Consider the following 13501-nt stretch of genomic DNA (forward strand, 5'->3'; position numbering starts at 1 on the left):
TTAGCGTCGAATAGTACTACGTCCTAGTTGAAATAAACTCGAAGCTGTATTGATGAAGTCGGAAGTAATTGACGGTATATTCAAATGCACGACCATCTTCTAGGTAACCAGTGGACTCAACTTTTAGAATAGGGGAAGCTTCTGATTCATTCAGGTATGAGGCCGTCTCTGCATCTAACAAGTACGGTTTGACAGACTGACTGCTTTTCGCAATTTTCAATCCTTTGCTATTTTCAATGTACTCATATTTAGAACCATTCATTATGGCTATGCTCAAGTCTGGAAATAACATTGCTGGCATATGAGTGACTTCGTAAATTTCAGGCTCATCATTAATACATCTGAGTCTATGTATTTCATATGTATCATCATTGGGCGAGAGATTTAACTGCTTAGCAACCTGCTCATTCGGCTTTTTAAGTTCGAACTTTATGACTTGAGAGCTAGGCGTTTTCCCCTGTTTACTGACTTCCTCGATAAAACCCAGCAAATGTAAGGCATCATGTTGGGCTTTTAGATCGTTTACATAAGTTCCACTACCTCTTGTCCGACTAATTAAATTATTGTCGACCAGAATTTGTAAGCTTTTTCTGATGGTTACGCGGCTTACGGAAAACTCTTCTTGCAAATCACTCTCTTTTGGAAGCATCGATTTCGGTTGTAGTTCCCCATCTTTGATCTTTTTTTCTAATCGTTCCGCAATGTCTATGTATTTGGGTTTCATAATACCTCGCTAAGTCTTGGATCATGATAGCAAGAATGTGATCTGAGATGTAGTTAATACTTTTCCTTAGGATCTTTGTGTGATTTTTATCTCGTATCTTTGTGCTTATACTTTAAATGTATCATAAAAGTATTAATACTTATTTTATGCATTTTCAGGATAAACATTTGAGGTAGCGAAATGAAACGTCAAAAATTAACGATTGTTGGTGCTGGCAGTACATACACACTTGGTATGATGAACAGCCTTATTGCCGAAAAAGATAACTTTCCACTCGCAAAAGTCGTGTTTTACGACATAGATGAGAAACGCCAAGAGTCGAATGCATTAGCTACTGAAATTCTATTGCGAGAACACTATCCAGAAGTTGAAGAGTTTGTTTATACAACGGATAAATCTGTCGCATTCGCAGATTCGGACTTTTTCTTTATCCAGATCCGCACTGGTGGGTTGGCCATGCGCGAGCGCGATGAACAAATCCCGCTATCCAACTCTTGTGTTGGGCAAGAGACATGTGGCGCGGGAGGAATGGCATATGGACTTCGCTCTATCGGCGACATGATCCAGCTAGTGAACGAGATCCGACAAACGTGTCCAGATGCGTGGATTCTTAATTACACCAACCCGGCGGCAATTGTCGCTGAAGCTTTAAATCGTGAATTTCCGCATGATAAGCGAATTCTAAATATTTGTGATATGCCAGCAGCGATTATGGTCAGCTATGCGCAATTGTTAGGGTGTGAAATTTGGGACTTTGTTCCTGAATATTTTGGGCTTAATCACTATGGCTGGTTTACCAAAATTCGTAACAAACAGGGTGAAGACTTAACGGATAAAATTAAAAATATCATCCTAAAAGAAGGGATCAGTGCGGTTGATGCGGAAATAGCGGATGACCCATCGTGGCAAGCCACATTCAAAAACATGAGAACAATGCTTGCTGATAATCCAGAGTTTTTGCCGAATACGTATCTTCAATACTATTTGTACCCTGAAAAAATGGTGGTGAAAGAGGATATCAATAATACTCGCGCAAGGCAGGTAATTAACGGCCGTGAGAAACGAGTGTTCGAATTGAACGCAAGAATAATTGAAGCGGGCACCACGAAGCACGAAACACTGCATGCCGATATCCATGGTCGATACATGGTGAGAGTCGCGGCTTCGCTAGCCTACAACTTGAGCGATGTGTATCTCGTCATCGTACCGAATAATGGTGCTATTACAAATTTACAAAATGACGCCATGGTAGAAGTTCCAGCTGCGCTAACTAGTGATGGACCGAAAGCTTTTACTGTAGGAAAAATCCCAACCTTCCAAAAAGCCATGATTGAAAGCCAACTTGGTTACGAGAAATTAGTCGTGGATGCTTGGTACGAAGGAAGTCAGCAAAAGCTGATTAATGCACTCACACTTAACCGTACCGTGGTTAATGTGCCAAAAGCTAAAGAAATAACAAAACAATTACTAGAAGAAAATAAAGCCTACCTTCCTCAATTTTTTCAATAACAACTGGACGTTCGGGGCCTACTTGTAGGCTCCGTGAATGAAACAAGAGGTTTATATGAAAGACATTATTCAAAGGTTCGGGGCCGCGATGTTTGTTCCCGTTCTATTATTTCCAGCAGCGGGCATGTTATTGGGTTTCTCTGTTGTGCTGTTAAATCAAGAAGTGTTTCCTTGGGCACTAGAGGGGAGTGCTTGGGTTAAAGTCTCGACGATCATTTTACAGGCATCTCTCGCTGTATTTAAAAATATGGCACTTATTTTTGCCGTTGGGTTACCTATCGCTTTAGCTAAAAAAGCATCTGGTCGCGCTGTACTTGCAACACTCGTTTCCTACATTACGTTTAACTACGTTATTGGTGGAATCCTTCAATTTTGGGGACCAGAACTGGGCGTGAACTATACGGAAGGTGAGCGAGGTTTGACTGAAGTTGGTGGCATTCTAACGCTTGATACCAACTTGCTAGGTGCCATTTTAATTGCAAGTCTCTCTGTTTGGGTTCACAACCGATTCTTTGATAAAAAGCTACCGGATTGGGCGGCTGTATTTGGCGGAACGCCATTGGTTGTGATCATTAGTTTCCCCATTATGGTCGTGATGGCAATTCTAACTTGTTTGACTTGGCCAAGTATTCAGCATGGTATTAACAATCTGCAATCATTTTTGGTTTCTGCTGGATCGTTAGGGGTATGGCTATTTACGTTTTTAGAGCGAATCATGATACCAACGGGGTTGCATCATTTCGTATATGGTCCCGTTTTTTATGGGCCAGTTGCAGTCGATGGCGGAACGGTTGCCTATTGGATTCAAAATATACAGACATTCGCCCAGAGCTCGGAAAGTTTAACGACACAATTTCCTCAGGGTGGTTTGATGTTGACGGGAATGGGTAAAGTGTTTGGTTGTACGGGTATCGCACTAGCACTCTATTCAGTTGCGAAAAAAGAAAATAAAAAGATGGTGATGGGGTTAGTGCTCGGAGCCGCAATCACAGCAATTCTTACAGGGATCACCGAACCAATAGAGTTTACATTCTTATTTATCGCACCTGCGCTGTTTGCTTTGCATGCGTTGTTATCTGCGACAATGGCAACGATCGCCTTTATATTTGGTGTTTCCGGTAACTTTCAGACTGGCTTGATAGACTTCATTTTCCAAAACTGGTTGCCTTTGGCTGGTAACCATGCAGGAACATACGTGATTCAGATTATTATTGGTCTCATGTTTACTGGTGTCTACTTTGTTACGTTTCGCGCGCTTATTTTAAAATACAACATACTTACTCCGGGACGTGAAGGTGCAGATAGTAAGTTGTATTCCAAAGCTGACTACAAAGAAGCGAAAGCGGTCCATAACAGTAGCGCAAGTCCGTCACAAGCTAGTGCCTTTATTGAAGGTTTGGGTGGAAAAGAAAACATTGAATTGTTAACTAATTGCGCGACGCGTCTGCGTGTTAAAGTTAAAGATGTCTCTCTTGTAAAGGAGAACGCATTTTTCACACAGCACGGAGCGGTGAATATTGTTAGAAATCAAGAGAGCCTTCAAATCATCGTTGGTTTAACGGTGCCACAAGTTCGCGAAGATATGAGCCAACTGATAAAAGCTTAACCCCCAAACTAATGCTCCAGCTCATATGGCTCAAAGGTGAGATAGAATTATCTCACCTTTTTTGTGTACATGAAGCATATTTCGCTCAGTTTCCACGAAAGTGGGGAGGAGTTATCGAGCGAGCTAAAATACAGTTAGGTTATACCCGTCTGTATTGTTGGAAGACTTGTTGAGTCTCTAAGTGACAGTGGCGCCACTTTCTATGTTGAAAAGCGTTTTAATTTCTTCCAGCACTTCTGGGTTAGCAATAGCACCAATGTTTTTTACAGCTTGTCCGTTTACCACTTGTTTCACTGCTAGCTCAACCAATTTGCCTGAGCGCGTTTTAGGAATATCACTGATAGCAAAAATTTGTCGTGGGACATGGCGCGGTGAACATTTTGTTTTCAATGTTTGGCGAATTGAATCGGTGAGTTGTTGGGTTAACTCGACGTTGTGAGCGAGTTTTACTAGTAACCAGATTTCTTCAGACTGCTGGTTTAACTTGCCGACAGCGATGGAGTCTTCAACCTCGGGTAACGCGTTCACTTGTTGGTAGATTTCAGCGGTACCGATTCGTACGCCGCCTGGATTTAAGGTTGCGTCACTACGGCCATAAAAAATAAAGCCGCCATGTTCGGTTTGCATCACATCGTCGCCATGGTGCCAGATATCGGTAAACTTGCTCCAATAAGCGTTGTGATAACGTTCGCCGTTGTCGTGCCAGAAACCAATAGGGAAGTTAGGTAGCGAGTTATTACAAGTCAGTTCGCCGCGTTTTTGCGTAATAGTATGTCCACCATCCTCTAGAACACGTGCGTCGATTCCCAGCCCTGCGCCTTGGCATTCACCTGTGTAAACTGGTGAAATAGGGTTTCCAAGTACAAAGCATCCGCAAATATCTGTGCCGCCAGCGATAGAAGCGAGATGCAAGTCCTGCTTGATGTGCTGATAGACATAATTAAATTGTTCTGGGTAAAGCACCGAACCAGTTGAGCACAGAGTTTTGAGTGACTTCAAGTTATGTTCTAGTTTTGGAGAGCAGTTCGCATGCTCCAGTGCCTCTAAGTATTTCGCTGAAGTACCAAACAGCGACACGTTATGTTCTTCTACTAATCGCCATAAGACGGAGTGATCAGGATAAACCGGACTACCGTCGTAAATCACTAAGGTTGCTCCACTCGCAAGAGCGGAAACATGCCAGTTCCACATCATCCAACCACATGTTGTGTAGTAGAAAACCTTGTCTTGCGATTTGATGTCGCAATGCAGTTGATGTTCTTTGAGGTGATTGAGCAAGGTACCGCCTGCGGAATGGACAATACACTTAGGTTGACCTGTTGTACCAGAAGAATACAAAATGAATAACGGGTCATTAAACAGCGTTGGTTGATATTGAATTGATTGTGGAGAAAAGTGGTGAGTAATATCGGACCAAGAAACAAACTCAGAAGTGCTAGCACTTTCAGCGTTTTGTAAATATTCGATTTGGCATACGCTAATAGTAGTCTCTTCGGAGGCACTGCTTAACTTACTACTAAGAGTGGTGTTCTTGTCCGTCATATCGAAAGCTTTGCCTCCGAACTGGTAGCCATCACAGCAAAAAAGAACTTTCGGTTTGACCTGACCAAAACGCTCTACGACGCTATCGATACCAAAATCAGGAGAGGTTGAAGTCCAAATGGCACCAAGACTGGTGGTGGCCAGCATGGCAATAACGGTTTCAGGAAGGTAGGGCAAATAACCCGCAACGACATCGCCTTTACCGACACCACAATTGAGTAGCCATTGTTGAATGGCGGAAACTTGTTCAAGCAACTGTTTACCGGTGAGTTGTCGGTGTTCACCGCTTTCATTGCTAAAAACAATAAACTCACGCTCTGGTGCTTGTTCAGCCTGAGATAGGAGGTTCTCTGCGTAGTTCAGCGTGGCGTCAGCAAACCATACTGTGTCTCTATTTACATGGTGATGACTAGAACCTGTTTGTGTCCATTTGGGACTGCCAAGGCTCTTGATTTGCGAACCCATATCTCCGATTACGTTGCAAAACTGCCAAATATGTCGCCAAAATTCATCATTGTGCTCAATGGACCAATGGTGTAGAGACGGGTAATTGTTGATTACGGCACCTTCGGCTTTGTCTTTATTAACCTTTTCAATGAACCGTAATAAGTTGCTATTGCTGACGCGCTCAGCAGATGGTGACCAAATAGGTGCAGAATTTGGCATAGGTCCCTCTAATTTCAATTCTTTTGAATATGACCAAAAACAAAATAAAGGGGCGAACATAGCAGTGTTCGCCCCTTATCTGATCGTTTAAAGTTGTTCGGCAAGCTGAGGTAGTACCTCAAATAAATCACCAACCAATCCATAGTCGGCAACTTCAAAGATAGGAGATTCTGGATCTTTGTTGATCGCGACAATCACTTTGGATTCCTTCATTCCTGCAAGATGCTGGATGGCACCGGAAATCCCAACCGCTATATAAAGCTTAGGTGCAACGATTTTACCGGTTTGACCCACTTGTAAGTCGTTGGCAACAAACCCGGCATCAACCGCCGCGCGAGAAGCGCCAATGGCAGCACCTAGTTTATCGGCCACTTGCTCGATCAACGCGAAGTTCTCTTTGCTACCGACCCCGCGTCCACCTGACACAACCACCTCTGCCGCGCTTAATTCAGGACGTTCTGACACGGTTTTATCGACAGAAACCAATTCAACCATTGGAGCTGAGATAGTGACCTGCTGATGCTTAATATCAGCTTGGTTGTGACAAGTAACCGGCTCAAACGCAGACGCGCGCACGGTAATGACGCGAACCTTGTCGCTGGTGGTCACTTTGGCAAATGCGTTTCCTGCGTAAATAGGGCGGATAAAAGTGTTTTCATCGATAACTTGGACAATATCGGAAATTTGCCCAACGCCGAACTTCGCTGCTACTCGAGGTGCAAGGTCTTTCCCTTTTGATGATGAGCTAGCCCAGATTGCGTCAAAACCTTCAGCAATACTCACTACAATAGGTGCGATACTCTCGGCAAATTGATGCTTAAGTTGCTCATCATCGACACAAATTACGTTTGATATACCATCAACGCGACAAGCTTGCTGAGCGACTTCTTCACACTGGTGGCCCACTACGATCAAAACATTGTCTTGGCTGACTTGTTTTGCTGCATTAACCACTTTGAGTGTGTCCGCATGCAATTGGTTATTGTCATGCTCTGCTATGATTAAGTTCTTCATGAAATCACCTTCGCTTCGTTACGCAGCTTATCGAGAAGCTCTGAGACAGATTCAACCTTGATGCCACCTTTTCTTTGCGCTGGCGGTGTGATTTCTTGAATGGTTTGGCTAAATACCACTTCAACACCCAGACTGTCAGGTGTGATGGTATCTAACGGCTTGCGCTTAGCTTTCATGATATTAGGCAAAGAGGCAAAACGCGGTTCATTCAGGCGTAAGTCAGTACTGATCACCGCAGGTAAGTTCATCGCGACCGTCATCAAGCCGCCGTCCACTTCTCTCACGACCTGAACTTTTTGATCTTCAATCTTCACGTCGGAAGCGAAAGTTGCTTGAGGCCAGTCAAGTAGGGCGGCCAGCATCTGAGCCACTTGGTTGTTGTCCGTATCAATGGATTGTTTACCCGTAATCACAAGCTGTGCTTGTTCTTGCTCAACTAGAGCTTTGAGCAGCTTAGCAACAACTAATGGCTCTATTTTGTCTTCAGTATCGACATGAATAGCGCGATCGGCGCCTAATGCAAGCGCGGTACGTAGTTGCTCCTGACACTGGCTACCGCCAGCACTGACAACGATGACTTCATCTGCAATACCTTGCTCCTTTAGTCGTACGGCTTCTTCAACGGCTATTTCGCAAAATGGATTAATCGTCATCTTGACGTTATTGGTTTCAACATCGCTATGGTCCGCTTTCACGCGAACTTTAACGTAGGGATCAATGACCCTTTTGATTGGCACTAGTATTTTCACGTTAGATTCCTTTTACAGTGAAGACTATGTGTTTACAGTGAAGACGATGTGATGACGTCTTTAAAATGATGTTAATTTACCTTTACGTTTGCGTCAACTTTAAATATATTGTTGATTAACAAGTTGGCAACATGCAAAGAAAAAGGAATGCAATCATGGAAAGAGACTGCATGGAATTTGATGTTCTGATTGTAGGCGCTGGTCCCGCAGGTTTGTCTGCGGCATGCCGAATCAAACAATTAGCAGCAGAAAAAAAACAAGACCTCTCTGTTTGCGTGGTAGAAAAAGGTTCTGAAGTTGGAGCGCATATTTTATCGGGTGCGGTGTTTGAAACGCGGAGTTTGGATGAGCTTTTTCCCGACTGGGAAGAGAAAGGCGCTCCGCTCAATACCAAAGTAAACCAAGATAAAACCTACTATCTAGGCAATGACATCAATGGTCATGAACTGCCTTCTTGGGCGGTGCCTAATACGTTACATAACAAAGGTAATTACATCATAAGTTTGGGCAGTCTATGCCGATGGATGGCGTTGCAGGCTGAGAACTTGGGGGTGGAGGTCTACCCAGGTTTTACCGCCAGTCAAGCGATCATCGATGAAGATAGTCGTGTTTGTGGCGTGATCACGGGCGATATGGGATTAGATAAAAATGGTGAACAAAAAGGAAATTTCGAACCTGGTATTGAACTGCGAGCGAAGTTTACTTTATTTGCTGAAGGCGCACGGGGGCATATTGGTAAGCAGTTGATTAACCGATTTAATCTTGCTGAAGAGAAAACGCCTCAACATTACGCTATCGGTTTTAAAGAGCTGTGGGAAATCCCATCAGAGCAGCATCAGCCAGGTTTAGTAGTGCACGGATTAGGTTGGCCGTTATCAAATGAAGCTACAGGTGGCAGTTATCTCTACCATTTAGAGGGAAACCAAGTTGCCGTCGGGTTGATTATTGACTTGAATTATAAGAATCCGCACTTGAGTCCATTTGATGAGTTTCAACGTTTTAAACACCACCCGTTGATTGAGCAATACCTCAAAAATGGGAAGCGTATTAGCTATGGCGCGAGAGCGATTACCAAGGGCGGCTTTCATTCGCTTCCCACGCAGCAGTTTGCTGGTGGCTTGTTAATTGGCTGTGATGCAGGAACACTTAACGGCGCTAAAATCAAAGGCACACACACCGCAATAAAATCTGGAATGCTTGCCGCTGAAGCAGTATGTGAAGCCCTTGAGAGTCAGTCAGTTACTGCTGATTATCAAAAGCATTTCAAACAGTCTTGGCTGTATGAAGAGCTTTATCAAGCACGTAACTTCTCAAGTGGAATCCACCGCTTTGGATCGTGGCTGGGCGGTGGTTTAGCGCTGCTGGAACATAACGTGTTAAAAGGTAAAGCTAAGTGGCATATCCGCTGTGATAAGCCTGATCATCAGTCTCTGTTATTGGCGGAAAACAGCAATGAAATTGTCTATCCGAAGCCTGATGGCGTGTTAAGTTTCGATCGCCTCTCTTCCGTTTATCTATCCAATATCTTCCATGAGGAAGATCAACCATGCCACTTACGACTGGAGAACCAGCGGATCCCTATTGAGCAGAACCTTGAATTATATGCAGAGCCAGCACAGCGCTATTGTCCGGCTGGCGTGTATGAAATCGTACAGGGGGAGCAGCAGCCAGAGCTGCAAATAAATGCGGCCAACTGTATCCACTGTAAGACCTGCGACATCAAAGATCCAAGTCAAAATATTACCTGGACTCCGCCAGAAGGTGGTGGTGGTCCGAACTATCCAAATATGTAAGCGTTTGAGAATAATTTTTATTAACAATTTATTTACTTAAAGTTTGCGTTAGTTCAAATCTTTCTCGATGAACTCGATTGCAACTTAATCTTTCAGGCACTATTCTGATTTTAAATTGACGTTTACGTAAACTGAATACAAAGTTGATGCATAGGTGTAAAAGCGGTTACCAGTATCAAAGTTAGGTTTGATCAAATAGTGCTCAATGGAACGCACTTAAAATAACGAAAGGGAGATCAACTATGGTATCGGAATCGCCTCTGTTGCAGGTAAACGATATTTCATTGGCTTTTGGTGGGGTGAAAGCTTTAACTGACGTGAGCTTCCATGTGAATGAAAAGGAAATTTTTTCAATCATTGGCCCAAACGGTGCAGGTAAAACCTCAATGCTCAATTGCATCTCTGGTCGATACACACCAAACAAAGGCTCTGTAATCTTCGCTGGAGATGACGTAACTAAACGTACACCAAGCCAACGAGCTGAGTTAGGGCTGGGAAGAACCTTCCAAAACTTAGCGCTCTTTTCTCATATGTCGGTACTGGACAACATCATGGTTGGCCGACACCACCTACTGAAAAATAACTTCGTCACGGGGCCACTCTATTGGTTCTCTAATGCGCAGAAAGAAGAGATGGCGCACCGCAAATATGTGGAAGACGTGATCGATTTTCTAGAAATCCAGCACATCCGAAAAGCGACTGCAGGCACCCTATCTTACGGCTTACGTAAGCGTGTAGAGCTTGCTCGTGCCATTGCCTTAAAACCTAAGTTACTGCTGCTTGATGAACCAATGGCAGGTATGAACTTGGAAGAAAAGGAAGACATGGCACGTTACATCATGGATCTGAATGAAGAATTAGATATCACGATCATCATGATTGAGCACGACATGGGCGTGGTCATGGACATCTCTAATCGCGTTTTGGTTTTGGATTTCGGGAAACACATTGCTACAGGTGAGCCTGAAGAAGTGATGGCCAACCCACATGTGAAACAAGCGTACTTAGGCGAAGAGCTACCGACATTAGAGGAGAGTGCATAATGGCACAGCAACATAATGATTGGGCAGATATAACCCGCTTAGATACCTTTCCAAAAGTGTTGCAACACAATGCCAAGAACTGGCCCGAGCAAGTCGCAATGCGTGAAAAGGAGTTTGGTATATGGCGAGAGTTCACTTGGAAGGATTATGAAAACCGCGTCAAGTGGATGGCACTGGCACTACAAGATTTAGGTATTGGTGAGCAAGATGTCGTTGGTTTGCTAGGTGATAACCGTCCTGAATGGGTATGGGGCGAGTTAGCGGCACATGCGATCAAAGGTTTCTCGCTGGGCATCTATCAAGATTCTATGCACGAAGAGGTGGCGTACCTTATCAACTATGCCAAAGCAAAAGTCGTGATTGCCGAAGATGAAGAGCAATGCGACAAGCTGCTTGAGCTTGGTGATGAAATTCCTAGCGTTGAATACATTATTTACTGCGATCCTCGTGGAATGCGTAAATACGATGATCCAAGATTAATTGATGTTGAACAGGTCTACAAAAAAGGTCAGCTGATTGATAAAGCGGACCCAGACAAATATCTCAATATGGTTGTTGAAACCAAAGGCAGCGATCTTTCAATTCTTTGTACTACGTCGGGTACGACTTCTAAACCAAAATTGGCTCAGCTACACAGTGGCACGTTCTTGGATCACTGTGCGGCTTACTTGCGTGCAGACCCTCGTTCCCCAGGCGACAACTACGTTTCTGTTCTGCCTTTGCCTTGGATTATGGAGCAGGTTTACGTGGTTGGTCAGGCGTTGATTTCTCGTCAAATCGTTAACTTTGTGGAAGAACAAGAAACCATGATGTCCGACTTGCGTGAAATCGGTCCAAACTTTGTGCTGTTAGCGCCACGTGTGTGGGAAAACATTGTGGCAGACGTGTCTGCACGAATGATGGATTCGACACCGTTTAAGCAAAAGATGTACAAACTGGGCATGAGCTTAGCCAACAAAGCGTTAGAGCAGGGCAAACGTTCTAAACTCGCCGAATGGATTCTTTTGCGTGCTTTGCGAGACCGTTTAGGCTTTTCGAACCTAACATCTGCTGCAACGGGCGGCGCGGCGATGGGGCCTGACACTTTCCGTTACCTACAAGCTATTGGTGTGCCACTTAAGCAGCTTTATGGTCAGACCGAAATGTGTGGCGCATACACCGTGCACCAAGCGGATGATGTGGATTACGATTCCGTTGGTGTTGCGTTTGATAATGCAGAAGTGAAAGTCATCAACCCAGACAGCAATGGCGTTGGTGAAATCATCGCGAAAAGTACAGGCATGTTTACTGGCTACTTAAACAACCAAGCAGCATATGATGAAGATGTTCAAGATGGTTGGATGCACACAGGCGATGCGGGCTATTTTAAAGATTCCGGTCACTTGGTCGTGATTGATCGTCTGAAAGATATGTCGGAAACCAGCCATGGCGACCGTTATTCGCCACAGTTTATCGAAAACAAACTCAAGTTCTCGCCGTTTATTGCAGAAGCCGTGGTGGTAGGTAAAGGTCGACCTTGGCTGTCTGCCATTATCTGTATTCGCTATGCGATCGTCGCGAAGTGGGCAGAGCAACGCGGCTTGGCATTTACCAACTACACCAACTTATCTGCTCAACCAGAAGTGTACCAAGCGATTCGTGAAGAAGTTCAAAAAGTGAACGAATCCCTACCGGATGCACAGAAGATCAGCAAATTCATTCTACTTTACAAAGAGTTGGATGCCGACGATGGAGAGCTAACTCGCACACGTAAAGTACGCCGTGGTGTGGTTGCAGAGAAATACGGAGACATCATCGAAACCATCTACAGCGACGATCCAAAAGTCGATGTCGATACAGTGATCACTTATCAAGATGGCACCAAAACACGCATTCAAACGTCGCTAGTTATTGAAACGCTTATTGAGCATGAGCCAACACTAGTGGATAGCGAACAACGGAGGATCGCATAGTGAATACGGATTTATTACTGCAACTCGTCATTAATGGCGTGATCGTTGGCATGTTGTATGGCGTTGTCGCCATGTGCTTTGTATTGATTTACAAATCGACCCAGGTGGTCAACTTTGCTCAGGGTGAGTTTTTGTTGATTGGCGCGTGGGTATGTTGGGCGGCATTGGTGCACCTACAGTTACCGTTTTTTATTGGCTTTTTACTCACGCTCGCGTTCATGATGATTTTTGGTATCGCCGTGCAAACCATTGTGCTCAGACCGTTGATTGGTGAACCGATTATCTCTGTGATCATGGTGACCATTGGTCTATCGATGTTTTTCCAAGCGCTGATGAAGTGGATATTCGGTGTCTCGGCTGTGTCGTACCCGCAAGTGTTCGAAACCAACGTGGTGAATATCGGAGGTTTGAATGTTGAGTTTGCTTACATTCTGAGCTTGATCTTCTCAATGCTCATCATGGGCGCGTTCTACTGGTTCTTCAAATTCAGCAAAATGGGTCTGGCAATGCGCGCAACGGCATTCAACCAGCAAGTAGCCCAGAGTCTTGGCATTTCCATCAAGAAAGTGTTCGCCATCAGTTGGGCCATTTCGGCAATGGTATCTGCAACAGCAGGGATTGTTATCGGTATCGTTAACGGCGTATCTGACGCGCTATCCATTATTGGTATCAAAGTTTTCCCAGCCGTTATTTTAGGTGGCTTAGATTCGGTAGTCGGCGCAATTGTCGGTGGTATCACCATCGGGGTGCTAGAAAACTTGGCTGAGTTTTTTGATAGCCAATACCTGCAAGTGGGTAACCTGTACAACATCGCACCATTCTATGTGCTGTTAATCATTCTTGCCTTCAAGCCATATGGCCTGTTTGGTACCAAAGATATTGAGCGTATTTAAGGAGAAATAA

The 13501-nt window shown here is 44.3% G+C and carries 10 protein-coding genes; 6 read left to right on the forward strand and 4 right to left on the reverse strand.

The window, feature by feature from the left end:
• Positions 1–16 precede the first annotated feature (16 nt).
• Entirely contained in the window at positions 17–724 is a 708-nt protein-coding gene (locus tag R7E00_RS02150; RefSeq protein ID WP_053307578.1) for a GntR family transcriptional regulator, read from the reverse strand.
• A 180-nt stretch (positions 725–904) separates the two neighbouring features.
• On the opposite strand from R7E00_RS02150, the gene R7E00_RS02155 reads away from it, so the two are divergent.
• Positions 905–2233 (forward strand): 6-phospho-alpha-glucosidase, encoded by a 1329-nt coding sequence (locus R7E00_RS02155; protein ID WP_151515680.1) that lies wholly within the window; start codon positions 905–907, stop codon positions 2231–2233.
• Positions 2234–2288: 55 nt separating this feature from the next.
• Positions 2289–3839 carry an alpha-glucoside-specific PTS transporter subunit IIBC gene (locus R7E00_RS02160; RefSeq protein WP_262606343.1) on the forward strand — a complete coding sequence of 517 codons (1551 nt, stop codon included), beginning with the start codon at positions 2289–2291 and terminating at the stop codon, positions 3837–3839.
• A gap of 177 nt (positions 3840–4016) precedes the next feature.
• On the opposite strand, the gene R7E00_RS02165 is transcribed toward R7E00_RS02160, so the two are convergent.
• The 3 genes from R7E00_RS02165 to R7E00_RS02175 all read right to left on the reverse strand — a co-directional run bounded on the left by R7E00_RS02165 (position 4017) and on the right by R7E00_RS02175 (position 7810).
• The gene (locus tag R7E00_RS02165) at positions 4017–6047 is read right to left on the reverse strand and encodes an acetoacetate--CoA ligase (RefSeq protein ID WP_262606342.1); all 2031 of its coding nucleotides are present in this window, start codon (positions 6045–6047) and stop codon (positions 4017–4019) included.
• An 87-nt stretch (positions 6048–6134) separates the two neighbouring features.
• Positions 6135–7061: an electron transfer flavoprotein subunit alpha/FixB family protein gene (locus R7E00_RS02170; RefSeq protein ID WP_017820355.1), complete on the reverse strand. Its 927-nt coding sequence runs from the start codon at positions 7059–7061 to the stop codon at positions 6135–6137.
• On the reverse strand, positions 7058–7810 hold the full coding sequence (locus R7E00_RS02175; RefSeq protein WP_042523555.1) for an electron transfer flavoprotein subunit beta/FixA family protein: 753 nt from the start codon (positions 7808–7810) through the stop codon (positions 7058–7060). Before R7E00_RS02175 ends, R7E00_RS02170 begins: the two co-directional genes overlap by 4 nt.
• Positions 7811–7965: 155 nt before the next feature.
• Between R7E00_RS02175 and R7E00_RS02180 the strand changes: the two genes are divergently transcribed.
• The 4 genes from R7E00_RS02180 (at position 7966) to R7E00_RS02195 (ending at position 13491) form a co-directional block, all read left to right on the forward strand.
• The gene (locus tag R7E00_RS02180; protein ID WP_262606341.1) at positions 7966–9603 is read left to right on the forward strand and encodes an electron transfer flavoprotein-ubiquinone oxidoreductase; all 1638 of its coding nucleotides are present in this window, start codon (positions 7966–7968) and stop codon (positions 9601–9603) included.
• Positions 9604–9845: 242 nt separating this feature from the next.
• The gene (locus R7E00_RS02185) at positions 9846–10646 is read left to right on the forward strand and encodes an ABC transporter ATP-binding protein (RefSeq protein ID WP_005373297.1); all 801 of its coding nucleotides are present in this window, start codon (positions 9846–9848) and stop codon (positions 10644–10646) included.
• The gene (locus R7E00_RS02190; RefSeq protein WP_005382741.1) at positions 10646–12598 is read left to right on the forward strand and encodes a long-chain fatty acid--CoA ligase; all 1953 of its coding nucleotides are present in this window, start codon (positions 10646–10648) and stop codon (positions 12596–12598) included. Before R7E00_RS02185 ends, R7E00_RS02190 begins: the two co-directional genes overlap by 1 nt.
• Positions 12598–13491 (forward strand): branched-chain amino acid ABC transporter permease, encoded by an 894-nt coding sequence (locus tag R7E00_RS02195; RefSeq protein WP_005373295.1) that lies wholly within the window; start codon positions 12598–12600, stop codon positions 13489–13491. The genes R7E00_RS02190 and R7E00_RS02195 overlap by 1 nt, the downstream gene beginning before the upstream one ends.
• The last annotated feature ends 10 nt before the right edge of the window (positions 13492–13501 follow it).

The organism is Vibrio sp. Vb1755 (assembly GCF_033338635.1).
Taxonomy (GTDB): domain Bacteria; phylum Pseudomonadota; class Gammaproteobacteria; order Enterobacterales; family Vibrionaceae; genus Vibrio; species Vibrio alginolyticus.

Bases quoted from the DNA above. Each gene is read 5' to 3' on its own strand.
- R7E00_RS02150 (WP_053307578.1), bottom strand. From the start codon at position 724: ATGAAACCCAAATACATAGACATTGCGGAACGATTAGAAAAAAAGATC.
- R7E00_RS02190 (WP_005382741.1), top strand. From the start codon at position 10,646: ATGGCACAGCAACATAATGATTGGGCAGATATAACCCGCTTAGATACC.
- R7E00_RS02180 (WP_262606341.1), top strand. From the start codon at position 7,966: ATGGAAAGAGACTGCATGGAATTTGATGTTCTGATTGTAGGCGCTGGT.
- R7E00_RS02165 (WP_262606342.1), bottom strand. From the start codon at position 6,047: ATGCCAAATTCTGCACCTATTTGGTCACCATCTGCTGAGCGCGTCAGC.
- R7E00_RS02170 (WP_017820355.1), bottom strand. From the start codon at position 7,061: ATGAAGAACTTAATCATAGCAGAGCATGACAATAACCAATTGCATGCG.
- R7E00_RS02155 (WP_151515680.1), top strand. From the start codon at position 905: ATGAAACGTCAAAAATTAACGATTGTTGGTGCTGGCAGTACATACACA.
- R7E00_RS02185 (WP_005373297.1), top strand. From the start codon at position 9,846: ATGGTATCGGAATCGCCTCTGTTGCAGGTAAACGATATTTCATTGGCT.
- R7E00_RS02160 (WP_262606343.1), top strand. From the start codon at position 2,289: ATGAAAGACATTATTCAAAGGTTCGGGGCCGCGATGTTTGTTCCCGTT.